At 73.0% G+C, this 22,397-nt stretch carries 25 protein-coding genes and 1 riboswitch; of the genes, 17 read left to right on the forward strand and 8 right to left on the reverse strand.

All coding sequences use genetic code 11. From position 1 onward, the window contains the following. The first annotated feature begins 74 nt into the window (after nt 1-74). The 7 genes from FVA95_RS09140 (at nt 75) to FVA95_RS09165 (ending at nt 6,308) form a co-directional block, all read left to right on the forward strand. Nucleotides 75-1,742 carry a nitrite/sulfite reductase gene (locus FVA95_RS09140; RefSeq protein WP_149663815.1) on the forward strand — a complete coding sequence of 556 codons (1,668 nt, stop codon included), beginning with the start codon at nt 75-77 and terminating at the stop codon, nt 1,740-1,742. Next, nucleotides 1,739-1,915: a hypothetical protein gene (locus FVA95_RS09145; protein WP_020624363.1), complete on the forward strand. Its 177-nt coding sequence runs from the start codon at nt 1,739-1,741 to the stop codon at nt 1,913-1,915. The genes FVA95_RS09140 and FVA95_RS09145 overlap by 4 nt, the downstream gene beginning before the upstream one ends. Next, complete coding sequence (locus FVA95_RS09150; protein WP_149663816.1) at nt 1,912-2,616, forward strand: phosphoadenylyl-sulfate reductase; 705 nt, start codon at nt 1,912-1,914, stop codon at nt 2,614-2,616. The genes FVA95_RS09145 and FVA95_RS09150 overlap by 4 nt, the downstream gene beginning before the upstream one ends. After that, entirely contained in the window at nt 2,613-3,551 is a 939-nt protein-coding gene (gene cysD, locus FVA95_RS09155) for a sulfate adenylyltransferase subunit CysD (protein WP_020624365.1), read from the forward strand. The genes FVA95_RS09150 and cysD overlap by 4 nt, the downstream gene beginning before the upstream one ends. Then, nucleotides 3,551-4,855, forward strand: coding sequence for a sulfate adenylyltransferase subunit 1 (locus tag FVA95_RS09160; RefSeq protein WP_149663817.1), 1,305 nt, complete (start codon nt 3,551-3,553; stop codon nt 4,853-4,855). The genes cysD and FVA95_RS09160 overlap by 1 nt, the downstream gene beginning before the upstream one ends. A gap of 250 nt (nt 4,856-5,105) precedes the next feature. After that, nucleotides 5,106-5,258, forward strand: coding sequence for a hypothetical protein (locus FVA95_RS31365; RefSeq protein WP_020624367.1), 153 nt, complete (start codon nt 5,106-5,108; stop codon nt 5,256-5,258). A gap of 135 nt (nt 5,259-5,393) precedes the next feature. Continuing rightward, nucleotides 5,394-6,308 carry a sulfite exporter TauE/SafE family protein gene (locus FVA95_RS09165; RefSeq protein WP_149663818.1) on the forward strand — a complete coding sequence of 305 codons (915 nt, stop codon included), beginning with the start codon at nt 5,394-5,396 and terminating at the stop codon, nt 6,306-6,308. A gap of 162 nt (nt 6,309-6,470) precedes the next feature. Here the strand turns inward: FVA95_RS09165 and FVA95_RS09170 are convergent, their stop codons facing one another. The 3 genes from FVA95_RS09170 to FVA95_RS09180 all read right to left on the reverse strand — a co-directional run bounded on the left by FVA95_RS09170 (nt 6,471) and on the right by FVA95_RS09180 (nt 9,463). Beyond that, entirely contained in the window at nt 6,471-8,423 is a 1,953-nt protein-coding gene (locus tag FVA95_RS09170) for an FAD/NAD(P)-binding protein (protein WP_149663819.1), read from the reverse strand. A gap of 204 nt (nt 8,424-8,627) precedes the next feature. Then, entirely contained in the window at nt 8,628-8,999 is a 372-nt protein-coding gene (locus tag FVA95_RS09175; protein WP_075311374.1) for a barstar family protein, read from the reverse strand. Next, a complete protein-coding gene (locus FVA95_RS09180; protein ID WP_149663820.1) occupies nt 8,996-9,463 on the reverse strand; it encodes a ribonuclease domain-containing protein in 468 nt (155 codons plus the stop codon). Before FVA95_RS09180 ends, FVA95_RS09175 begins: the two co-directional genes overlap by 4 nt. Before the next feature lie 314 nt (nt 9,464-9,777). Between FVA95_RS09180 and FVA95_RS09185 the strand changes: the two genes are divergently transcribed. Beyond that, nucleotides 9,778-10,020, forward strand: coding sequence for a hypothetical protein (locus FVA95_RS09185; protein ID WP_149663821.1), 243 nt, complete (start codon nt 9,778-9,780; stop codon nt 10,018-10,020). Between the two features lie 9 nt (nt 10,021-10,029). Here FVA95_RS09185 and FVA95_RS09190 read toward each other — a convergent pair whose 3' ends face one another. After that, nucleotides 10,030-10,890, reverse strand: coding sequence for an LLM class F420-dependent oxidoreductase (locus FVA95_RS09190; RefSeq protein ID WP_149663822.1), 861 nt, complete (start codon nt 10,888-10,890; stop codon nt 10,030-10,032). A gap of 151 nt (nt 10,891-11,041) precedes the next feature. Between FVA95_RS09190 and FVA95_RS33860 the strand changes: the two genes are divergently transcribed. From FVA95_RS33860 to FVA95_RS09200, 3 genes are read left to right on the forward strand one after another with little or no spacing between them, the layout of a single operon-like run. Beyond that, nucleotides 11,042-11,113, forward strand: coding sequence for a putative leader peptide (locus FVA95_RS33860; protein WP_368667310.1), 72 nt, complete (start codon nt 11,042-11,044; stop codon nt 11,111-11,113). A gap of 57 nt (nt 11,114-11,170) precedes the next feature. After that, a complete protein-coding gene (locus FVA95_RS09195; RefSeq protein ID WP_075311368.1) occupies nt 11,171-11,620 on the forward strand; it encodes an OsmC family protein in 450 nt (149 codons plus the stop codon). Between the two features lie 17 nt (nt 11,621-11,637). Then, nucleotides 11,638-12,426: an enoyl-CoA hydratase-related protein gene (locus tag FVA95_RS09200; protein WP_149663823.1), complete on the forward strand. Its 789-nt coding sequence runs from the start codon at nt 11,638-11,640 to the stop codon at nt 12,424-12,426. A 108-nt stretch (nt 12,427-12,534) separates the two neighbouring features. Here the strand turns inward: FVA95_RS09200 and FVA95_RS09205 are convergent, their stop codons facing one another. Beyond that, a complete protein-coding gene (locus FVA95_RS09205) occupies nt 12,535-13,416 on the reverse strand; it encodes a hypothetical protein (protein WP_149663824.1) in 882 nt (293 codons plus the stop codon). A gap of 312 nt (nt 13,417-13,728) precedes the next feature. Between FVA95_RS09205 and FVA95_RS09210 the strand changes: the two genes are divergently transcribed. Then, entirely contained in the window at nt 13,729-14,574 is an 846-nt protein-coding gene (locus tag FVA95_RS09210; RefSeq protein WP_149663825.1) for an NAD-dependent protein deacetylase, read from the forward strand. 4 nt (nt 14,575-14,578) lie between these two features. Here FVA95_RS09210 and FVA95_RS09215 read toward each other — a convergent pair whose 3' ends face one another. Next, nucleotides 14,579-14,761 carry a hypothetical protein gene (locus tag FVA95_RS09215; RefSeq protein WP_149663826.1) on the reverse strand — a complete coding sequence of 61 codons (183 nt, stop codon included), beginning with the start codon at nt 14,759-14,761 and terminating at the stop codon, nt 14,579-14,581. Nucleotides 14,762-14,805: 44 nt separating this feature from the next. On the opposite strand from FVA95_RS09215, the gene FVA95_RS09220 reads away from it, so the two are divergent. Continuing rightward, on the forward strand, nt 14,806-15,771 hold the full coding sequence (locus FVA95_RS09220; RefSeq protein WP_149663827.1) for a zinc-binding dehydrogenase: 966 nt from the start codon (nt 14,806-14,808) through the stop codon (nt 15,769-15,771). A gap of 221 nt (nt 15,772-15,992) precedes the next feature. Next, nucleotides 15,993-16,421 (forward strand): MarR family winged helix-turn-helix transcriptional regulator, encoded by a 429-nt coding sequence (locus FVA95_RS09225; RefSeq protein ID WP_161992241.1) that lies wholly within the window; start codon nt 15,993-15,995, stop codon nt 16,419-16,421. A gap of 85 nt (nt 16,422-16,506) precedes the next feature. Here FVA95_RS09225 and lepA read toward each other — a convergent pair whose 3' ends face one another. Beyond that, nucleotides 16,507-18,369 carry a translation elongation factor 4 gene (gene lepA / locus FVA95_RS09230; RefSeq protein ID WP_149663829.1) on the reverse strand — a complete coding sequence of 621 codons (1,863 nt, stop codon included), beginning with the start codon at nt 18,367-18,369 and terminating at the stop codon, nt 16,507-16,509. Nucleotides 18,370-18,603: 234 nt separating this feature from the next. On the opposite strand from lepA, the gene cynS reads away from it, so the two are divergent. Together cynS and rpsT are read left to right on the forward strand one after the other, a co-directional pair. Next, nucleotides 18,604-19,068, forward strand: coding sequence for a cyanase (gene cynS, locus FVA95_RS09235; RefSeq protein WP_020626282.1), 465 nt, complete (start codon nt 18,604-18,606; stop codon nt 19,066-19,068). 170 nt (nt 19,069-19,238) lie between these two features. After that, a complete protein-coding gene (gene rpsT, locus FVA95_RS09240; protein ID WP_020626283.1) occupies nt 19,239-19,502 on the forward strand; it encodes a 30S ribosomal protein S20 in 264 nt (87 codons plus the stop codon). A 201-nt stretch (nt 19,503-19,703) separates the two neighbouring features. On the opposite strand, the gene holA is transcribed toward rpsT, so the two are convergent. Then, nucleotides 19,704-20,672: a DNA polymerase III subunit delta gene (holA, locus tag FVA95_RS09245; protein WP_161992242.1), complete on the reverse strand. Its 969-nt coding sequence runs from the start codon at nt 20,670-20,672 to the stop codon at nt 19,704-19,706. 140 nt (nt 20,673-20,812) lie between these two features. Continuing rightward, nucleotides 20,813-20,966: riboswitch (SAM riboswitch) on the forward strand. A 6-nt stretch (nt 20,967-20,972) separates the two neighbouring features. Between holA and thrC the strand changes: the two genes are divergently transcribed. Then, nucleotides 20,973-22,241 carry a threonine synthase gene (gene thrC, locus FVA95_RS09250; protein WP_149663831.1) on the forward strand — a complete coding sequence of 423 codons (1,269 nt, stop codon included), beginning with the start codon at nt 20,973-20,975 and terminating at the stop codon, nt 22,239-22,241. The last annotated feature ends 156 nt before the right edge of the window (nt 22,242-22,397 follow it).

The raw sequence follows: 22,397 nt of genomic DNA on the forward strand, positions 1-22,397 counted from the left end.
CTGAACCGCCCGGGCCGCTCCGCGCCCCGTCCCGGGCCGGAGTGCGCCCGAACCCACATCGGAGCACCCACCACATGGCGCCCTCGAAGACCGCACCCCGCCGCCCGAAGGGCCAGGGGCAGTGGAAGCTCGGCCACCGCGAACCGCTGAACCCCAACGAGCGCAGCAAGCGCGACGACAACCCGCTCAACGTGCGCGCGCGGATCGAGAACGTCTACGCCAAGCGCGGCTTCGACTCGATCGACCCCGCCGACCTGCGCGGCCGGTTCCGCTGGATGGGGCTCTACACCCAGCGCAGGCCCGGGATCGACGGCGGCCGCACCGCGGCGCTGGAGCCGGAGGAGCTCGACGACGAGTACTTCATGATGCGCGTGCGCCTCGACGGCGGCTCGGTCTCGGTCGAGCAGCTGCGCGCGCTCGGTGAGGTCTCGCAGCGCTACGGCCGCGACACCGCCGACGTCACCGACCGGGAGAACATCCAGTACCACTGGATCCGCGTCGAGGACGTCCCGGCGATCTGGAACCTGATCGAGCCGCTGGGCATGCAGACCACCGAGGCCTGCGGCGACTGCCCGCGCGTGGTCATGGGCTCCCCCGTCGCCGGTGTCTCCGCCGACGAGGTGGTCGACCCGACCCCGGCGATCGACGAGATCGTGCGCCGCTTCATCGGCGACCGCGAGCTGTCGAACCTGCCGCGCAAGTTCAAGTCCGCGATCTCCTGGCAGCAGGACGTCGCGCACGAGATCAACGACATCTCCTTCGTCGGCGTGGAGCACCCCGAGCACGGCCCCGGCTTCGACCTGTGGGTCGGCGGTGGCCTGTCGACCAACCCGCGGATCGCGGAGCGCCTCGGCGCCTGGGTCCCGCTGGACGAGGTGCCCGACGTGTGGCACGGCGTCATCCAGGTCTTCCGCGACTACGGCTACCGTCGCCTCCGCCACCGCGCCCGCATCAAGTTCCTCGTCGCCGACTGGGGCCCGGAGAAGTTCCGCCAGGTCCTGGAGGACGAGTACCTGGGCCGGAAGCTGGTCGACGGTCCCGCCCCGGCGGTCCCCGAGCGCCCGATCGACCACGTCGGCGTCCACAAGCAGAAGGACGGCCGCAACTACGTCGGCGTCGCCCCGCCCTCGGGCCGGGTGTCGGGCACGACACTGCTCGCCGTCGCCGACGCCGCCGAGCGCGCCGGGTCGGACCGCATCCGGTTCACCCCGTACCAGAAGATCGTCGTACTGGACGTCGCCGACGACAAGCTCGACGGGCTGGTCGAGGACCTGAACCGGCTCGGCCTGCCGGCCCGGCCGTCGACCTGGCGTCGGTCGACGATGGCCTGCACCGGCATCGAGTTCTGCAAGCTCGCGATCGTCGAGACCAAGGAACGGGCGATCCGGCTGGTCGAGGACCTGGAGAAGCGCCTCGCCGACGTCGTCCCCGACGTGCCGATCACGCTGCACCTCAACGGCTGCCCGAACGCCTGTGCCCGCACCCAGGTCGCCGACATCGGCCTGAAGGGCCAGATCGTCACCGACGCCGACGGCAACCAGGTCGAGGGCTTCCAGGTGCACCTGGGCGGCGGCCTCGGGCTGGACTCCGGGTTCGGTCGCAAGCTGCGCGGGCTCAAGGTCACCAGCGCCGAGCTGGGCGACTACGTCGAGCGGATCGTGCGCCGCTTCGCCGAGCAGCGCGACGGCGACGAGCGCTTCGCCCAGTGGGTCCTGCGGGCCGACGAGGCGGACCTGAAATGAGCGAGCGTGCCGCGACGTTCTACTGCCCGTACTGCGGCGAGGAGGACCTGCGTCCGGCCGAACGGTCGGACAAGGTCCCCGGCGCCGCCTGGTGGTGCGCCGGCTGCCTGCGCACCTTCGTCGTGACCTTCGTGGGGATCGGCGTCCCCGAGACCTCGGGAGCGGAATCATGAGTGTTGCCCTGGAGACCGACCTGCGGGCCACCGCCGAGCGCGGTGCCGCCGACCTCGGTCCCGACGCGACCGCCGAGCAGGTGCTCGCCTGGGCCGCGGAGACCTTCGGCGACCGGCTGATCGTCGCCTCCAACATGCAGGACGCCGTCCTGGTCGACCTCGCCCAGCGGGCGAAGCCGGACGTCGACGTGCTGTTCCTGGAGACCGGCTACCACTTCGCGGAGACCATCGGCACCCGCGACGCGGTCGACGCCGTCTACCCGCAGCTGCGCATCGTGAACGCGCAGGCGGACCAGTCGGTCGCCGAGCAGGACGCCGAGTACGGCAAGGACCTGTTCGCCCGCGAGCCGGACCGCTGCTGTGCGCTGCGCAAGGTCGTCCCGCTGGAGCGGACCCTGTCCGGCTACGACGCCTGGGTCACCGGCGTCCGCCGGGTGGAGGCCCCGACCCGGGCGAACACCCCGCTGGTCACCTACGACGAGAAGTTCGGCCTGGTGAAGGTCAACCCGATCGCCGCCTGGTCCGACGAGGACATGGACGCCTACATCGCCGAGCACGGGATCCTGGTGAACCCGCTGGTCGACGCCGGCTACCCGAGCATCGGCTGCGCCCCCTGCACGGCGAAGCCGAAGCCCGGCGAGGACCCCCGCTCCGGTCGCTGGGCCGGTCGCGCCAAGACCGAGTGCGGGCTGCACGCATGACCGCCCTGGAGGAGACCGCCGTGACCCCCGCCGTCACGACCCCGGCCCTGGACGCGCTCGACGCCCTGGAGTCCGAGGCGATCCACGTGTTCCGCGAGGTCGCCGGCGAGTTCGACCGCCCGGTGATCCTGTTCTCCGGTGGCAAGGACTCGACACTGCTGGTGCACCTGGCGATCAAGGCGTTCGCGCCGGCCAAGGTGCCGTTCGGTCTGCTGCACGTCGACACCGGGCACAACTACCCCGAGGTCATCGAGTTCCGGGACCGGGTCGCCGCGCAGCACGGGCTGCGCCTGGACGTCGCCCGCGTCGAGGACTACCTCGCCGACGGCCGGCTCGTCGAGCGCGCCGACGGCACCCGCAACCCGCTGCAGACCCAGCCGCTGCTCGACGCGATCGCCGAGCACCGCTACGACGCCGTGTTCGGCGGTGGCCGACGCGACGAGGAGCGCGCCAGGGCCAAGGAGCGGATCATGAGCCTGCGCGACGCGTTCGGCCGCTGGGACCCGCGCAAGCAGCGCCCGGAGCTGTGGAACCTCTACAACGGACGGCACGCCCCCGGCGAGCACGTCCGGGTGTTCCCCATCTCCAACTGGACCGAGCTCGACGTCTGGCGCTACATCCGGCGCGAGGGCATCGAGCTGCCGTCGATCTACTACGCGCACGAGCGCGAGGTGTTCCAGCGCGACGGCATGTGGCTCGCCGAGGGCCCCTGGGGCGGAGCGCGCGACGGCGAGAAGCTGGAGCGCAGGTCGATCCGCTACCGCACGGTGGGCGACGGCTCGTGCACCGGCGCCGTCGAGTCCACCGCCACCACCCTCGACGAGGTCATCGCCGAGGTCACCGCGTCGCGACTCACCGAGCGTGGCGCGACCCGGGCCGACGACCGGCTGTCCGAGGCCGCGATGGAGGACCGGAAGAAGGAGGGCTACTTCTGATGACGGGCACTGCCGACACCACCTCCCGGTCCCTGCTGCGCTTCGCGACCGCCGGCTCCGTCGACGACGGCAAGTCCACCCTGGTCGGGCGCCTGCTCTACGACACCAAGTCGGTGCTGGCCGACCAGATCGAGGCCGTCGAGCGCGCCTCGGTCGACAAGGGGATGTCCACCCCGGACCTGTCGCTGCTCGTCGACGGCCTGCGTGCCGAGCGCGAGCAGGGCATCACCATCGACGTCGCCTACCGCTACTTCGGCACGCCGACGCGGGAGTTCGTGCTCGCCGACACCCCGGGTCACGTGCAGTACACCCGCAACACGGTCACCGGCGCCTCCACCGCCGAGCTGGCGGTGCTGCTGGTCGACGCCCGCAACGGCGTGGTCTCCCAGACCCGCCGGCACGCAGCGGTGCTGTCGCTGCTGCGCGTCCCACGTCTGGTCCTGGCGATCAACAAGATCGACCTCATCGAGTACGACGAGGCCAAGATCGCCGACATCGAGCGCGAGTTCACCGAGCTCACCCGCTCGCTGGGCTTCGACGACGCCGCGGTGCAGGTCATCCCGGTGTCCGCGCTGGTCGGGGACAACGTGGCGTTCCGCAGCGAACGGACGCCCTGGTACACCGGGCCGACGCTGCTGGAGCACCTGGAGTCGGTCCCGGTCGAGGGCCCGGACACCACGGCCCCGTTCCGGATGCCGGTCCAGTACGTGATCCGGCCCCGCACGGACGAGCTCCACGACTACCGCGGCTACGCGGGCCAGGTCGCCTCGGGCACCGTCCGTCCGGGCGACGAGGTCGTCGTCCTGCCCGAGGGGCACCGCACCACCATCTCCGAGGTCCGGACCGCCGACGGCCCGCTGGCCGCCGCCGGGGCCGGACTCAGCGTGACGGTGCTGCTCGCCGACGACATCGACGCCCCCCGCGGCGCCCTGATCGCGGCCGCGTCCGACGTCCCGGAGGTCACCTCCGAGATCGACGCGACGCTGTGCTGGCTGGCCGAGAAGCCGCTGCTGCCCGGCGCGCGGCTGCTGCTCAAGCACGGCACCCGCACCACCCAGGTGATCGTCGGGACACTGGGGTCGCGGCTGGACACCGAGACGGTGTCCTACGCCCCCGCCCCGGAGAAGCTGGAGATCAACGACATCGGACGGGTGTCGCTGCGCGTCGCCGACCCGCTGCCGGTCGACGCCTACGCCCGCGTCCGCACCACCGGCGGGTTCCTGCTGATCGACCCGCCGACGGGCAACACACTCGCCGCCGGGCTGGTGGGCGACCCGCTCGCGGCGGTGCCGGCCGCCGGCTGACGGTGACCACGCCCGACGGCCCCGCACCCGCTCCGGGTGCGGGGCCGCGGTCGTCCCTGGCCCCGCGACGGCGGACGGTGTCCGGACCGGCCCCGGTGTGTCGGGTCACAGCCGTGGCCCACGACAGCGGGTCGTCCCCGCATCCACCCGGACATCAGCTGGTCACAGCAGTTGTCCGGACACCTTCACCGCGGTCCCGACCTGCGGACGTCGGCTTGTCGACGCCCCGCTCGCGTTCCACCATGGATCGGTGACCACGACCGCCACGCCCGCCGACCGGGTCCTGTCACCCGGGCGCTCGCAGGCGGATCCGGCGGTGTCCTGGCACCTCGTCGCGCACCTCGAGCGGTTCTGGCCGTCGCGCCGGCTCGACGCGTTCGACGAGTTCTGTCGCGCTCGCTGACCCGTCCCACGGCGCCGAGCGCCACCCCACCACACCACCGGTCACCGTAACCGCGGCCGCCCCGCACCCGCGTCCCCCACCGGGACGCGCCGGGGCCCGGGACCGCGTCCACCGGCAGTCCGGGAAGGATCGTCCGTGCCCACACTCATCGTCTTCGCCCTCGTCGGCCTCGCAGCCCAGCTGGTCGACGGCGCGCTCGGCATGGCCTACGGCATCACCTCGACCTCGCTGCTGGTCTTCGCCGGGATCAACCCGGCCACCGCGAGCGCCTCGGTGCACCTGGCCGAGGTCGGCACCACGCTCGCCTCCGGCGCCTCGCACTGGCGCTTCGGCAACGTCGACTGGAAGCTCGTGCTCAAGCTGGGCGTGCCGGGTGCGATCGGCGCGTTCCTGGGAGCGACGCTGCTGTCGGCCCTGTCCACCGAGAACGCCGCCCCGTTCATGTCGGGGATCCTGCTCGCCCTCGGCGTCTACGTCCTGCTGCGCTTCAGCGTGCGGCCGCCGAAGGTCGCCACCGCCCGCACCTCCCCGCACGGCGCCCGTTTCCTGTCCCCGCTCGGCCTGGTCGCCGGCTTCGTCGACGCGTCCGGCGGCGGCGGGTGGGGCCCGGTCTCCACCCCGGCCCTGCTCGGCGCCGGACGTACCGCACCGCGCACCGTCGTCGGTTCGGTCAGCGCCTCGGAGTTCCTGGTGGCGCTCGCCGCGAGCGCCGGGTTCCTCGTCGGGCTCGGCCACGAGGTGCTCGACCCCTCCACCATCGGCGGGCTGCTGATCGGCGGGGTGCTGGCCGCGCCGCTGGCCGCCTGGCTCGTCACCCGCATCCCGGCGCCGGTCCTGGGCTCGGCGGTCGGCGGCGTCATCATCCTCACCAACGCCCGGACGCTGCTGCGGGCCGCCGACGCGAGCGGGGCGGTGACCGCGGCCGTCTACGCCGTCATCCTCGTGCTGTGGGCGCTGGCGATCGGTGCGGCGGTCACCCGGCTGCGCCGCAGCCGGACCGAGGACGCGGCGACGCCGGTCGACCAGGAGCAGCCGGTCTCCACCGGTTGACCTCCTCTACGGGCCGGGAGGCCGGATGGCGCCCGATCGGGGTGTTCGCCGCGGCGACCGGGGTCGACCTGCCCGTCGACCTCGGGCTGGCGGTCCTGCTGTTCTCCGGTCTGACGGTCTGGGGCCGGGTGCCCGCCCGGGGCACAAACCGGGCGGGACGGCTCAGGCCGCCGGCACGGCGCGGGCCGCGGCGCCGGGCAGGGCCCCCAGCACGGCCCGGGCGACGGCGTCGTTGTAGCGCAGGCTCTGCGCGTTCATCCCGGGCCGGGTGAACGCCCCGGCGACCTTGACCGTGGTGTGCGGCCCGACCGCGAACCGTCGCTCGTGCACCCCGCCGTCCGCGGTGTGCAGTGCGCCGTCGGCCGGGCGGACCGACAGCAGTCCGGTGTTGCGCAGCGGGGCGCCGTCGTCGTCGTACAGCACCTCTTCGACGGCCTCACCACGGGCGAGCAGCCCGCCCAGCAGCCCGTCCACGGTGCGCGAGAGGCTCGGGTCGGGCAGCCGGGCGTCGACCAGCACCCGGGTGGTGACCGGCTCCGCCCCGGCGAGGGTGGTGCTGGTGGCGTGGAACCCGTCGGCGTCGACGTCGACGGTCATCCCCGCCCCGAGGAACCGCAGGTACCCGGCGCGGGAGAGCGCGAGCATCTGGCGGACCCGGAACCCCGGCGGGCCGGAGGCGACGGAGTTGAAGAACGACTGCCACCACGGCAGGTCCCGCGCCCGCGAGCGCGGTGAGAGCACCCCGGCCCCGGCGAGGCGGGTGGTCTCGGTGTAGACCGACAGCATCGCGACGAACGCGCCCAGGTGCGGGGTGTGCCGCTCGTCGACGTGCTGGCGCAGGTCCTCGGCGATGCGCTCGCGCACCAGCGGTTGCAGCGTCTCCAGGTCCGGGGCGTGCACGCCGTCGAGCGGCCGGTCCAGCGCGGTGAGGTCGAGGCGGTCGAGCGGGTCGGGCACCAGCTCGGCGATCAGCGCCGTCTCCTCGGGCGAGCCGTGCGCGACGGCGGCGAAGCGCTCGGCGAACTCGTCCCACCCGGCGCGGACACGGTCGGGGTGGCCGACGAACAGCTCGTGGTACCAGCCCCAGCCGATCTCCTTCGCCATCAGCGGCCACACCTGGGTGGCGACGTCGACCGGGCCGCCGGAGGCGATCAGGGCGTCGGTGACCTCGGGACCGAGGAACCGCAGCAGCGGCGGACGCCCGGCCTGCAGCTGGTACTCGGGCTTGGAGTGGTAGGTCGCACCGCGCGGGGACCCGCCGACGAGCACCGGCTCCCGCCCGCACGGCTCGTAGCGCAGCCGGTCCGCGTCGGTGTCGTCCGGGTCGGCCACGAAGCGCCCGCCGCGGCCCTCGAACAACAGCACCACGAGGTCGACGAACGCCAGCCCCAGCCCACGGGCCAGCACGGTCTCGCCCGGGGCGATGACCGAGAGGTCGGAGTCCGAGGTCTGCTCCGGGGGCAGGTAGCGCAGGCCGAGCTCGGCGGCGCGGGCGGCGAGCGCGATCTCGTCGTCGGTGGGGGTGGCGTCGAGGTGCCCGGAGGCCAGGACGACGGCGTCGCCGCGCAGGACGGTGCCATCGGCGAGGGTCACGACCTGCCGGCCGTCGGCCTCGTCGAGGGCTTCGGCGGTGCTGCGGTGCACGTGCACCCGCATCCCGGCCGGCGCCCGCGCGACGACCTCGCGCAGCACCGCGGCGAGGTAGTGGCTCTGCAGCCGCCGCGACGGGAACGTCGACGCCGTGACCTGCGCCAGCTCGTCGGCGAGCTCCGGACCGAGCTCGTCAACCGGGTCACCGTGCTCGCGCAGGTCCCGTGCCCAGTCCCAGAACGACGGGCCGGGCGCCACCGGGCCGTCGCAGACGACCGAGTCATCGGTCCACATCGTGACGTCAGCGGCCATCGAGTTCATCGCGAGCAGCGGGGACTGCGCGTGCCGCCAGATGCGGCCCGCCCCGGCCGGGAACGGGTCGACGAGGTGGACGTCGACGCCGGGTCCCGCGAGGGCGTCGGGCAGCAGCTCGGGGGCACTCGCGACCATCCGCTCGAGCACGCCGGCCCCGCGGGGGCCGGCGCCGACGATCACGACGGACGGGGCGTGCGGACTACGGGACATGGGGGCGCTCCTGGGTCGGCGGGCGGAGGGGGACGACCCCTCACGGCGCCCACCGCAGGCGGCACAGGTCGACGTGCCTGCGCCTCACCAGCCGGAGACCCATGACGTCCACGGTAGGTCGCCTCCCCGTCCACGGCCACCCGTCACGGACCGTTCCCCGGGGTCAACGTCGTGCCGCACCCCTGGGATTCCGGGGCGTCGCGGTCAGGTCGCCGGACCCGCCAGGGTGACCCGCAACGGCCGGTCGGTGCCCGCCGTCGTCTCGACGGCCTCGGCGAGGATCTCCAGGACGGCCGCGTGGGTCCCGGGATCGGCCGCGGCGAGCGGCCCGTCGGCGACGACGAGCTCGACCGGCCCGGGGGGCAGCCAGGACAGGTCACCCAGGCAGTCCGCCAGCGCGTCGAGGTTGTGGCCGTAGTACTCGGGGAAGCTCAGCGCCCGGCCGAGGGCGGACAGGACCGCGGTGCGGTCCGCGGCCCCCTCGACGACGGCGACGAGACCGGAGCCACCGGCCCGCCCCCGGGCCGCGTCGACGGCGGGGGCGGTTCCGGCGCTCTCACGGGGAAGGGTGCTCACCTCGAGACGTCTACCACGACGAACGAGGCGTAGTGGTCGGCCGTGTAGTAGTACTCCCCGCCCGATCCGGTGACGATCCGCCGGGCACCGCGGGTGCTCGACCCGGGGGTCGTCACGGTGAACTCCTTGTAGTAGCCCGAGGACTTCGCGGGCAGGATCCCCTCCCGGTTCTGGAAGGTCGTCCCGTCCTGGCGGTACGGGTACGGCCCGCCGGAGCGGATCAGCCGGTAGGTGTCGGTGGCCTCCGGCGGCAGCGACGACAGCGCCCGCACCGGCAGCCCGGACTCCTCCTCCCCCGGCACGGCGGCCGGGGCGGCGGGAGCGGCGACGGCGGCCGGCACGGCCGGGGCGGGTGCAGCGACGGCCGCGGCGGGCAGGGCGAGGCCGAGGACGGCCAGTACGGCGACGAGCGCCCCGACGATCAGGGCACGCAGCCCGGACCGCGCATCCGGTCGAATGATCATGGGCCGGACGCTAGGTTGCGTCACCCTTTCGGGTACAGGTGTCGCAACGAACCGTCACCGGCTCGTCACCCGGCGTTTCCATGACCGGCGCGACGACCACCCTCCGTTCGCCCGCCGACCGCGCCGACCGGCCCCTGACAGGCGATGATCACGACCGGTCACCGCGCCGGCGCACCCGGTCACCGTGTCCTGTGTCGCACCGGTGTTCTACGCGCAGTAAAAGCGCGTTGAAGCGGGTACAACGGAGTTCGAGAGACCAGGAACGACTGCGCATGACACGCCCCGACCCCGACACGTTCAACGGAGAACGTCGCATGACCGCAGAGTTGATCCACCCCCTGCCCGAGGCTCCCCCACCCGTGGAGACCCCGGCACCCCAGGCCGGCCGCTCGACCGTGGACCGGCTGTTGGACTCGATCGACGATCTGGTGCGCCGCCACCGCGCGCTCGCCGCACACGACGGCGCCTCCGCCGGCCTGCACGCCGAGCTGATCACGGCCGAGCTGGACCAGCAGGTCGCGATCCTCCGGACGATGCCCCGCCAACCCGGCGGCTGACCGAACGGGTCAGAGCTCGGCGGCCGCCGGGATGATCTCCGACCCGAACACCCGCAACGGTTCGATCGCCGCCACGTCCGGCACCATGGTGTGCACGTGCTGCACGCCGAGTGCCGCATAGCCGCGCAGCTCCTCGACCGCCGCCTTCGGATCGGCCGGGTCGAGCCGCGTCATGACCGTCTTCTCGATCTCGTCGTAGTCGCGCCCCATCTCCTCGCAGCGGGTGCGCAGCACGTCCAGCTTGCGCTCCAGCTCGGGGCCACCGAACAGGTTGCACGCGTCGGCGTACTGCGCGACCAGGCGCAGCGTCTTCCTCTCCCCACCACCGCCGATCAGGATCGGCGGGTGCGGCCTGCGCAGCGGCTGCGGCGTGTTCAGCGTGGCGCCGAGCCGGTAGTGGGTGCCCTCGAAGGGGCCGTCGTCGTCGCTCCACATCTGCCGGGCGATGCGCAGCGTCTCCTCCAGCCGCTCGAACCGCTCCGCCGTCGACGGGAAGAACAGTCCGAGCCCCGTGGCCTCCTCGTCGTTCCAGGCGGCGCCGATGCCCAGCATCGCGCGGCCCTTCGACAGCACGTCCAGAGTGGTCACGGCCTTCACCAGCAGACCCGGGTCGCGGTAGGTCACCGCGGTCACCCAGGCCAGCAGGTCGACCTTCTCGGTGCGGGCCGCCAGGTAGCCGAGCACGGTGTAGGCCTCGAGCATGTCGGTCTCGACCGGTCCGACCGGCCGGATCTGCCAGAGGTGGTCCATGACGCTCACCCGCGCGAAGCCCTGTTCCTCGGCCGCGGCGGCGATCCGGGACAGGTCGTCGGCCAGCCCGGCCGGGCCGGCCGGGTAGGTGAAGTCCGCGATGTGCAGTCCGATCCTCACAGCTGTCCTCCCGTAAACGGAGCAATCTCCGTTTACGAGCGTAGCCCTCTCCCGGCGGCGGGCGCCACCGCACACATCGGACCACGGGCGTCGCCGGTTCGGTCGGCTCCGTCACGTCGCGCACAACCGTTCGGTGCGGTTCACTGGCGTCGTGATCGCGCTCGTGCGGAGGCTGCACATCGACCTCGCCCGGACGGCCGGGGCGCTCTGTCCGCGCCTCTGAACCGCCGCCCCTGATCCGCCGCCCGCGCACACGTATCGCACCCCTGGGAGTTCACCCATGCCCCTCGTCACCTTCGCCGTCAGCGGTCAGGGCACCGGCGTCGCACAGACCGTCGCGGTCGACGGCGCCGATTACGTCATCGAGACCGACGCCTACCCCGCCTTCGGCGGCAAGGACGAGCACCCCAGCCCGCTCGCCTACACCCTCGCCTCGCTGTCGTCGTGCAACCAGGTCACCAGCTCGATCGTCGCGAAGGAGCTCGGCATCACGATCGAGCACGTGCGCTTCGACGTCGCCGCCGACTTCAACCCGACGACGATGACCACCGGCACCCACCGCGACGGCGAGACCACCTTCCAGAACCTGCGGATCGACGCCGTCATCACCACCGACGGCACCGACGAGCAGGTCGCGCAGCTCGCCAGTGAGACCGAGCGACGCTGCCCGGTGTCGCAGCTGTTCGCCCTGGCCGGGGTGTCGATCACCAGCACCTGGACGAAGGCCTGAGGTCCTAGTCTGCGGGGGTGGCAGACACCGTCGACTCCCCCGCACTCGTCCACCTGGCCGTCGAGGCCGGAATCGCGACCATCACCCTGGACTCCCCGCGCAACCGCAACGCACTCTCGGCGCAGCTGCGCCGGGAGCTGATCGCGCACCTCGACGCGGCGATCGCCGACGACGCGGTGCGGGTGATCGTGCTGACCCACACCGGCACGGTGTTCTGCGCGGGCATGGACCTGCGGGAGTCGCGGGGCGCGGGCGCCGAGCAGCAGGGTGTCACCGAGGTGCCGCGGATCCTGACCACGTTGTGGGACTCCCCGAAGCCGGTCGTCGCCCGCCTGTCGGGGCCGGCCCGCGCCGGCGGGGTCGGGATCGTGGCGGCGTGCGACATCGCCGTCGCCGCCGAGTCGGTCACCTTCGCGTTCTCCGAGGTCCGGATCGGGGTGGTGCCCGCGGTCATCTCGGTGACCGTCCTGCCCCGGCTGTCCGCCCGCGCCGCGCACGAGCTCTTCCTCACCGGGGAGACCTTCGACGCGCGGCGCGCGGTGGCCGTCGGGCTGATCAACAGCGCCGTCCCGGCCGAGGCCCTCGACGACGAGGTGGCCCGCTACACCGGGATGCTGCGCCTCGGTGCACCCGGTGCCCTGGCCGGGACGAAGGCGATGCTGCGGCGCGAGCGCCCGACGACGATGAGCGACGACTTCGCCGCGATGAACACGCTGTCCGCGTCCTACTTCGCCTCCGAGGAGGGGCAGGAGGGCATCCGGGCCTTCGGGGAGAAGCGGACGCCGTCCTGGGTGCCGCAGGACTGAGCCCCGTGCCCCGCGGCCCTGGCCGGCCCCGGCCTCGCTCGCCCCGCCTGGCCCCGCCCCGGGCCCGGCGAGTAGCACATCAGGTACCTCGGACCCCCTGGGGCGGGTTCACGGCGTACCACTCGGCGCGTGGTCCAGAGCCCGACCGATCTCCGCGACGATGCGCCCGGGCTCGTCGCGCATGTCGAACCGGGTGTAGCGGTAGATCCGCCACCCGACGTCGACGAGGCGGGTCACCCGAGCGGCGTCGCGCAGGACCCGGTCGGGGCCGGTGTGGTCGGCGCCCTCGTACTCGATGCCGACGCGGACCGCGGGGTAGGCGAGGTCGAGCCACACCGCGCGGCGCCGGACGTCGTCGAGCACCGGGTGCTGGGCCTGCGGTCTCGGCAGCCCGGCCCGCACCAGGAGCAACCGCAGCCGGGTCTCGGGTGGGGACGCGGCGCGCCGGTCGGCGAGCCCGAGGACGCCGGGAATCCTGGACACCCCGCGCAGGCCCCGGTAGCGGACCGCGAAGTGCAGCAGCAGGTCCGGGGAGAACCCGTGCCGGAACGCCAGCGCGTCCACCGCGACGACGGCGTCGGTCTCGTCCTCCCCACGGGCGAGGTCGAACGCGGTGCGCAAGGGCGTGGTGACCCGGACCCCGTCGCACCACCCGATCTCACCGGGATGCAGCCGGTCGCGGCGCACGCGCACCCCGGCCGGGGCCCGGGCCCGGACCGGGAGCACCACCTCGACCGGCGCCCCGGCCGGCGCGCACGGGGCACCGGACAGCTCCGCCGCGGCCCATCCCGCGATCACCCCGCGACCGCCGGACCAGCGGGACACCGCCCGGCACCGGTCGGCGTGCCCGAGCGGGACGAGGTGCCGGGCGGCCCAGGTGTCGGGCAGCACCCGGACGAACGCCGGCCCCTGCAGCCGTCGCGCCGTCACGAGACCGGCTCGGACAGCGGCCGAGCCGCGGAAGATCAGGGGCCACCCCGGCACGTCCACCGACGCAGGATCCGGGGACACCGCGCCGGGCGGGGACGTTCGGCGTCCCCGGTGTGCGATCGCGAACCGACCCGGTCGCCGGGGTGCGCCGAGTGGCACACCACGGACCCGGGACCGGCCCCGACGGGTGCACCGCGTACCACTCGGCGGGCAGGTTCAGCGCCCCGGCGGGGCCGAGGACGCGCGGCGGGGCGAGAGGCGTGCGGCAGGCGGGGGGGCTCGGCGGAGCGAGAGGTGGAGCGGAGGGGCGGCGGGGGCGGGGGCGGTCCATCGGAGCGCGAGGTGCCGCCGGACGGGCCTACCCTGGAAGGCATGAGCGTCCCCGTCGTCACCACCGACCCGGGTGCGGCGCTGGATCTGCTCGCCGGGCGGCGCCTGGTCGTCCTCACCGGGGCCGGGCTGTCCACCGACTCCGGCATCCCGGACTACCGCGGCCCGGGCTCGCGCCCGCGCAACCCGATGACCTACTCCGAGTTCGTCTCCGGGGAGGCCGCGCAGCGGCGGTACTGGGCGCGCAGCCACGTCGGCTGGGCCCGGATGCGCCGCGCCGACCCCAACCCCGGGCACCGCGCGCTGGCCGCGCTGGGGGCGGCGGGCGTCGTCGACGGGCTGGTCACGCAGAACGTCGACGGCCTGCACACGGTGGCCGGCAGCCGCGGCGTCGTCGACCTGCACGGGCGCATCGACGAGGTCGTCTGCCTGGACTGCCGGCGGATCACCGCCCGCGACGCACTGGCGGCCCGGCTCACCGCACTGAACCCCGGCTTCACCGAGGCGCACAGCGCGCAGGTCGAGACCGCCCCGGACGGCGACGCCGCGGTGGAGATCACCGACGGGTTCCGGATCGCGCCGTGCGCGTCCTGCGGCGGGGTCCTCAAGCCGCACGTCGTGTTCTTCGGGGAGAACGTGCCGAAGGACCGGGTGGCGCGGTGCTACGCGATGGTCGCCACGCTGACCCCCGAGGACGGTGCACTGCTCGTCGCCGGGTCCTCGCTGAGCGTCATGTCGGGGCTGCGGTTCGTCCGGGCCGCCCACCGGGCGGAGGTGCCGGTCGTGATCGTCAACCGCGGGGCGACCCGGGGCGACGAGCTCGCCGACCTGCGCGTCGACGCGGGCTGCTCGGAGGCCCTGACCGCGCTGGCGGCCCAGCCGGTCTGAGTGTTCAGGCCCCGCCGTCGCGGCGCCCGCGGGGCGTGTCGAAGCGCCGGGTGGCGCGGGCGGCCCCGATCGCGACCAGCGCGCACGCGGGCAGGACCACCACCGTCACGAAGACGACCTGCACCACGAACGGCAGGCCGGTGAGCCACAGCTCGAACGCGTCCCAGCCGTCGATGATCGTGCGCACACTCCACACGGTAGTCCCCGCGCCCAGGCATTAGGTTCGGGGCCATGTTCGCTGTCTACGCGCAGGAGCCCAACGCCGACGCTCCCCTCGACTCCCTCGTCGTGGGCGAGCGGCCCGACCCGGAGGTCCCCGACGGCTGGGTGTCCGTCACCGTCTCCGCCGCCAGCCTCAACATGCACGACCTGTGGACGCTGCGCGGGGTCGGCATCAAGCCCGACCAGTTCCCGATGATCCTCGGCTGCGACGGCGCCGGGACCCTCGACGACGGCACCGAGGTCGTCCTCTACCCGATCATCGGGGACCCAGACTGGCGCGGCGACGAGACCCTCGACCCGAAGCGCACCCTGCTCACCGAGCGCCACCAGGGAACGATGGCCGACACGGTGATCGTCCCGGCACGCAACGCGGTCCCCGCCCCGAAGGGCCTCACCCCCGGCCAGGGCGCCGTGCTCGGCACCGCCTGGCTGACCGCCTACCGGATGCTGTTCACCAAGTCGGGCCTGCAGCCCGGCCAGACCGTGCTCGTCCAGGGTGCCTCCGGCGGCGTCTCGACGGCGCTGATCCAGCTGGGCCGCGCCGCGGGCCTCCAGGTGTGGGTCACCGGCCGCGACGAGGAGAAGCGCGCGCTGGCCGAGCGGCTCGGCGCGCACGCCACCTTCGAGTCCGGCGCGAAGCTGCCGGGCAAGGTCGACGCCGTCATGGAGTCGGTCGGCGAGGCCACCTGGAAGCACTCCATGCGGGCGCTGCGCCCCGGTGGCCGCATCGTCATCTGCGGCTCCACCTCGGGCCCGAACCCGCCCGCGGACCTCCAGCGGCTGTTCTTCCTCCAGCTCGAGGTGGTCGGCTCGACCATGGGGACGCGGCAGGAGCTCGTGGATCTCATGAACTTCGTCGCGACGGCCGGGATCACGCCGGAGATCGGGACCGAACTGCCGATGGACTCCGCGAAGGAGGCGTTCGAGGCGATGTCCGCGGGGCGGACGGCGGGGAAGATCGTCCTGACCCGCTGATCCGTTACGAGATCCGGGTGTGATGCATTCGTGATGTCGTTGGGTCACGTCAAGCGGTCTACGAAATGCCTGGTCGTCGCCCTGTCGGTCATCGCTGCGTGACGACCGCCCGGCGCTCGGGGGACGTTTGCCCAGGACAGGGTCGGATTTCGCCCGTTCGGCAAGTACAGTGCGTCATCGTGACCGAGCCTTTCAGTCGACGGGCGTCGGGGACTGCCACCATGGCTGCCCCGACGCCTGGAGCCGCGGGTATCGTCGAGTTCCTGGACCGGGTCGACCACGCCGTGGCCACAGCCCTGTCCACCAACCCGTCCTCGACGGACGTCAGCCGTGACGGCTGGCGCGTCCTGTTGATGCTCGCCCGCGGCACCGGCCGCAGCATGGGCGAGGTCGCGGGACACACGTCGCTGCCCGCCCCCACGGCCACCCGGATCGTGGACCGCCTCGTCGAGAAGAAGCTGGCCTACCGGTCGGCCGACCCGCTCGACCGGCGCCGTGTGCTGGTGCACCTGTCTGCCGAGGGACGGACGGTCGTCGAGTCCGTCTGCCAGCGGGTGCAGCGCATCCTGTCGCCGCGCCGTGCCCCCGCCGCCCGGCCCGCGCCGTGCGACGGGCCGATCCCCGGCCCCCGGGCAGGCCTGGCCATGTAACCGGCCCCCGCGCTCCCCGCCCCCCACCACGTACACGTCGGGCCCGACTCCCCCGCTGGGAGTCGGGCCCGCTTCGCGTCCGGGGCTACTTCTTGGGCTTCTCGGTGGCCGTACCGCCCCCGGTGGACAGCGCGGCGACGAAGGCCTCCTGCGGGACGTCGACGCGGCCGATCGTCTTCATCCGCTTCTTGCCCTCCTTCTGCTTCTCCAGCAGCTTGCGCTTGCGGGAGATGTCGCCGCCGTAGCACTTGGCGAGGACGTCCTTGCGGATCGCGCGGATCGTCTCGCGGGCGATGATCCGGGCGCCGACGGCGGCCTGGATCGGCACCTCGAACTGCTGGCGCGGGATGAGCTCGCGGAGCTTGGTCGCCATCGAGGTGCCGTAGGAGTACGCCGACTCCTTGTGCACGATCGCGGAGAACGCGTCGACGGCCTCGCCCTGCAGCAGGATGTCGACCTTGACCAGGTCGGCGACCTGCTCGCCGGCCTCCTCGTAGTCGAGGCTGGCGTAGCCGCGGGTGCGCGACTTCAGGTTGTCGAAGAAGTCGAAGATGATCTCACCGAGCGGCATCGTGTAGCGCAGCTCGACGCGGGTCTCGGACAGGTAGTCCATCCCGCCGAGCTGGCCGCGCCGGCTCTGGCACAGCTCCATGATGGTGCCGACGAACTCCGACGGCGCCAGGATGGTGATCTTGGTGATCGGCTCGCGGACCTCGGCGACCTTGCCCACCGGCCAGTCGCTGGGGTTCGTCACCTCGATCTCCTCGCCGTCGTCGGTGGTGACCTGGTAGACAACGTTGGGCGCGGTCGAGATCAGGTCGAGGTCGAACTCGCGCTCGAGCCGCTCGCGGGTGATCTCCAGGTGCAGCAGGCCGAGGAAGCCGCAGCGGAAGCCGAAGCCGAGCGCGGCCGAGGTCTCCGGCTCGTAGGTGAGGGCGGCGTCGTTGAGCTGCAGCTTGTCCAGCGCCTCGCGCAGGTCGGGGTACTGCGACCCGTCGATCGGGTAGAGCCCGGAGTAGACCATCGGCTGCGGCTCGCGGTAGCCGGTCAACGGGTCGGTGGCCCCGTTGCGCTTGGAGGTGACGGTGTCGCCGACCTTGGACTGGCGGACGTCCTTCACCCCGGTGATGAGGTAGCCGACCTCGCCGACGCCGAGGCCGTCGGACGGCTTGGGCTCCGGGGAGACGATGCCGATCTCGAGCAGCTCGTGCTCGGCGCCGGTGGACATCATCTTGATCTTCTCGCGGGGCGACAGCTTCCCGTCGACGACGCGGATGTAGGTGATGACGCCGCGGTAGGTGTCGTAGACCGAGTCGAAGATCATCGTCCGGGCGGGCGCGTCGGCGTCGCCGACCGGGGCGGGGACCTGGGCGATGACGGCGTCCAGCACCGCCTCCACACCCTCACCGGTCTTCGCGCTGCACCGCAGCACGTCCTCCGGCTCGCAGCCGGTGATGTGCGCGATCTCCGCGGCGTAGCGCTCCGGGTCCGCGGCGGGCAGGTCGATCTTGTTGAGGACCGGGATGATGTGCAGGTCCTTCTCCATGGCCAGGTACAGGTTGGCCAGGGTCTGCGCCTCGATCCCCTGCGCGGCGTCGACCAGCAGGATCGCGCCCTCGCACGCCTCGAGCGCCCGGGACACCTCGTAGGTGAAGTCGACGTGGCCCGGGGTGTCGATCAGGTGCAGCACGTGCTCGGTCTCGACGCCGTCGGCGTTCTTCGCCGTCCACGGCAGCCGCACGTTCTGCGCCTTGATCGTGATGCCGCGCTCGCGCTCGATGTCCATCCGGTCCAGGTACTGGGCCCGGGCGTCACGATCGCTCAGTACCCCCGTGACCTGCAGCATCCGGTCGGCCAGGGTCGACTTCCCGTGGTCGATGTGGGCGATGATGCAGAAGTTCCGGATGCGCTCCGGCGGGGTGAACGTGCGGTCGGCGTACGTCGTCACTCGGCTGTACTCGGCTTTCGCTCATGCGTGGGGCTTCGGGCACTTCGGGTGCTCAGGGCACTCGGGGCTCGGGGCACTGGGACCCATCGTCCCATGTCGGGCCGGGCGGCCGCCGTGGTGGCACCGCAGGTCGTCACACGCTGTTCACGCCGGGCGTCCCCGCGTTGCCCCGACGCGGCCGATCGCGCAAGATCGAACGGCCAGGAGCCGAGTCCCCAACCCGGAGGAGTCACCGTGTCGGTCACCCCCGTCCCCCCGCTCGACCGGCTGAGCGCGGCGCGTGTCGTGCTCGCCCGGAAGAAGAAGCTGGGCCTGACCTGGGACAAGATCGCCGAGGCACTGGGCCGCTCGCTGGAGTGGTCCACCTCGGCCCTGCTCGGGCAGCAGACGCTGACCCGCGAGCAGGCCGAGGCCGCAGGCTCCCTGCTGGACCTGGACGACGACGTCGTCGACGCCCTCACCCTCCCGCCGGAGCGCGGCGCGGCCGCGGTGGACCTCACCGACCCGCTGGTCTACCGCCTCTCGGAGATGGTGCAGGTGTACGGCACGACGATCTCCGAGCTGGTCCGCGAGGAGTTCGGCGACGGCATCGTGTCCGCGATCGACTTCGAGCTGGACCTGCAGCGCGTCGCCGACCCGAAGGGCGACCGAGCCGTGATCACGCTGAACGGGAAGTTCCTGCCCTACCGCGTCTGGTGACCCGGAACAGGGGGCGAGGACGCCGCTGGTAACCTTGTGCGTCGAGCGCTCGGCGTGCTCGCCCGAAACGGCCTGGACCCTCTCTCCAGTGATGCTGTTCGGTGCCGCCGGAGCGGACCCGGACGTACACAAGACCAGCCGACCAGCAGGCAGGAAGACCAGAGGCAGACGTGGCCAACATCAAGTCGCAGATCAAGCGTGTCAAGACCAACGAGAAGCGCCGGCAGCGCAACAAGTCGGTGAAGTCGTCGGTCAAGACCGCGATCCGCCACTTCCGCGAGGCCGCCGACTCCGGCGCCGACAACGTCGTGGAGCTGCAGCGCAAGGCGGCCAAGGCCCTCGACAAGGCGGCCGGCAAGGGCGTCATCCACAAGAACCAGGCGGCGAACCGCAAGTCGGCGCTGGCCAAGCGTCTCAACGACGTCCAGGCCTGAGCCACCCCCGGTTCCCCCACGACGGCGCCGCCCCATCGGGGCGGCGCCGTCGTCGTGTTTCCCGGACCGTTCGTGTCCCCCGACCGCTCGTGTCCCCGGACCTTTCGTGGCCCCGGACCGCTCGTGTCCCCGCACCGGACACGTCCCTCGACCGATCGCGTTCCCGGGCCGGGGCCCGTGCGCGTGCTGCGGGCGCGGGGCTCAGCGCGGGGTGCGGGCGGACACGACCGCCAGCACGGCTCTCTCCAACGCGTACCCCGCGTCCGCGGCGACGCCCTTGACGTCGGCGTTCACCCGGGCGGTCGCCGCGATGGCGACGGCGAGCTGCTCCGGACGCCACTGCCGGACCGTCTGTTGCGCCTTGCGGATCTTCCACGGAGGCATGCCCAGCTCACCGGCCAGCCGGTTCGGGTCTCCCCGCCCGGCCGAGCCGACCTTGGCCAGGGTGCGCACCGAGTCCGCGAGCGCGTCGGCGATCAGGACGTGCGGGACACCGAGCACCAGCGCCCACCGCAGCGCCTCCATCGCCGCCCGCCGGTCCCCCGCGACCGCCGCGTCGGCCACCGCGAAGCCGGAGGACTCCGCCCGGCCGCGGTGGTAGCGCCGCACCCCGGCCTCGTCCACGGCGCCGCCGGTGTCCGCGACGAGCTGCCCGGCCGCGGCCGCCAGCTCCCGCAGGTCCGACCCGACCGCCTCGACCAGTACCGCGAGCGCACCGGGGGTGATGGTGCCGCCGTGGCGGCGCACCTCGTCGCGCACGAAGTCCGACCGCTCGTCGGCGCGGGTGATGCGGTTGCAGGTGACGGTGTGCGCCCCGGCCTTGCGCATCAGGTCCAGGACCGCCTTGCCCTTCGCCCCCCCGGCGTGCTGGACCACCAGAACGATCCTGTCGGCCGGGTCCTTCACGTAGTCGGCGAGGGCGGCGGTCATGTCCTTGTTCGCATCCTGGCCATGAGTGAGCACGATCACCCTGCCCTCCGCGAAGAGCGAGGGGCTGAGGTGCCCGGCGAGCTCGCCGGGTGCCACCTCGGAGGTGCGGAAGCGGCGCAGCTCGGTCTCCGGATCGCGCTGCCGGGCGCGCCGGACCAGGTCGGACACCGCCCGCTCGGCCAGGAACTCCTCGTCCCCGACGACCAGCTGCAGCGGGCCCGGTTCGCTCGTGCTGCTCACACCCCCATGGTGGCCCACACCCCCGACAACGGGTGAGCCGCGTCCCGGCACGACGACCTCGTCTGGCGGTGCGGTGCCCCGTTCGCGTACCGTCGTCGTCGATTCCGGCGCTCGGCGTCCGGAGCACCACAACCACATATGGCTCATCCAGAGGGGCAGAGGGAACGGCCCGTTGAAGCCCCGGCAACCGGCGTCGCACGACGATCCGCCCAGACCTGCGCATTCCGCGCGGCGAGGACGTCGACGAACACGGTGCCAATTCCGGCCCGCCACCTCCGGCGGGACAGATGAGGAGATCTCGTGACTCTCACTGCTGCGCCCGAAACCACCTCTGCCTACGACCTGGGCTCCGCGCGCGCTCTCGCGTGCCGCGAGTGCCGCCACGAGACCCCGCTCGCCGCGGAGTTCGCGTGTCCGCGCTGTTTCGGCCCCCTCGAGGTGGCCTACGACTTCCCGAAGGTCACCCGCGCCTCCATCGAGGCCGGTCCGAAGTCGATCTGGCGCTACAAGGACCTGCTGCCGGTCCCCTCGACCGTCGAGCAGCACGCGAACACCGAGCCCGGCCTGACCCGGCTGATCGAGGCCGACAACCTGGCCCGCGCGCTCGGGGTCCGCAAGATCTGGATCAAGGACGACACGGGCAACCCGACGCACTCGTTCAAGGACCGCGTCGTCGCCGTCGCGCTCGCCGCCGCCCGTGAGCTCGGCTTCTCGGTGCTGTGCTGCCCCTCCACGGGCAACCTGGCCAACGCCGTGGCCGCCGCGGCCGCCCGCGCCGGCTGGGACTCGGTCGTGCTGGTCCCGTCCTCGCTGGAGCAGGCGAAGATCGTCACCACCGCCGTCTACGGCGGCACCCTGCTCGCCGTCGACGGCAACTACGACGACGTCAACCGGCTCGCCACCGAGCTGGCCGCCGAGCACGAGGACTGGGCGTTCGTGAACGTCAACGTCCGCCCGTACTACGCCGAGGGCTCGAAGACCCTGGGCTACGAGGTCGCCGAGCAGCTCGGCTGGCGGCTCCCGCAGCAGGTGGTCGTCCCGGTCGCATCCGGCTCCCAGCTCACCAAGATCGACAAGGGGTTCACCGAGCTCGGCACCCTGGGTCTGGTCGAGCCCACCCCCTACACCGTGTTCGGCGCCCAGGCCACCGGCTGCTCGCCGGTCGCGCGGGCCTTCGAGGCCGGTCACGACGTGATCCAGCCGCAGAAGCCGGACACCATCGCGCGCTCGCTGGCGATCGGCAACCCGGCCGACGGCCCGTACGTCCTCGACTCGGTGCGCCGCACCGGCGGCTCGGTCGGGCACGTGTCCGACGAGGAGGTCGTCGCCGGCATCCGGCTCCTGGCCCGCACCGAGGGCGTGTTCGCCGAGACCGCGGGCGGGGTCACCATCGCGACCACCAAGAAGCTGCTCGAGGCCGGGGCGCTCGACCCCGACGCCGAGACCGTCCTGATGATCACCGGTGACGGGCTCAAGACCCTCGACGCCGTCTCCGGCGAGGTCGGCCCGACGGCGACCGTGCCGTCGACGTCCTCCGCGGTCCGCGAGGCGCTGGCGAACCGGGGCTGACCGGCCCCGCCGGCCGGGAGCCGGACGGGGGTCGCCACGCGCGACCACCGTCAGCCCGGCCGGGTCGTCACCGGTCAGGGCCAGGTCACCGGACCGGTCGGTGCGTGCGACGACGATCCCTGCCCCGGCCAGTCGGTCCACCAGCTCCGGGTTGGG

It is taken from the genome of Pseudonocardia sp. EV170527-09 (assembly GCF_008369905.1).
Lineage (GTDB): Bacteria > Actinomycetota > Actinomycetes > Mycobacteriales > Pseudonocardiaceae > Pseudonocardia.

Coding starts and splice junctions, on each gene's coding strand:
- FVA95_RS09140 (WP_149663815.1), top strand. CDS start 75: ATGGCGCCCTCGAAGACCGCACCCCGCCGCCCGAAGGGCCAGGGGCAG.
- FVA95_RS09145 (WP_020624363.1), top strand. CDS start 1,739: ATGAGCGAGCGTGCCGCGACGTTCTACTGCCCGTACTGCGGCGAGGAG.
- FVA95_RS09150 (WP_149663816.1), top strand. CDS start 1,912: ATGAGTGTTGCCCTGGAGACCGACCTGCGGGCCACCGCCGAGCGCGGT.
- cysD (WP_020624365.1), top strand. CDS start 2,613: ATGACCGCCCTGGAGGAGACCGCCGTGACCCCCGCCGTCACGACCCCG.
- FVA95_RS09160 (WP_149663817.1), top strand. CDS start 3,551: ATGACGGGCACTGCCGACACCACCTCCCGGTCCCTGCTGCGCTTCGCG.
- FVA95_RS09170 (WP_149663819.1), bottom strand. CDS start 8,423: ATGTCCCGTAGTCCGCACGCCCCGTCCGTCGTGATCGTCGGCGCCGGC.
- FVA95_RS09180 (WP_149663820.1), bottom strand. CDS start 9,463: ATGATCATTCGACCGGATGCGCGGTCCGGGCTGCGTGCCCTGATCGTC.
- FVA95_RS09185 (WP_149663821.1), top strand. CDS start 9,778: ATGACCGCAGAGTTGATCCACCCCCTGCCCGAGGCTCCCCCACCCGTG.
- FVA95_RS09195 (WP_075311368.1), top strand. CDS start 11,171: ATGCCCCTCGTCACCTTCGCCGTCAGCGGTCAGGGCACCGGCGTCGCA.
- FVA95_RS09210 (WP_149663825.1), top strand. CDS start 13,729: ATGAGCGTCCCCGTCGTCACCACCGACCCGGGTGCGGCGCTGGATCTG.
- FVA95_RS09220 (WP_149663827.1), top strand. CDS start 14,806: ATGTTCGCTGTCTACGCGCAGGAGCCCAACGCCGACGCTCCCCTCGAC.
- FVA95_RS09225 (WP_161992241.1), top strand. CDS start 15,993: ATGGCTGCCCCGACGCCTGGAGCCGCGGGTATCGTCGAGTTCCTGGAC.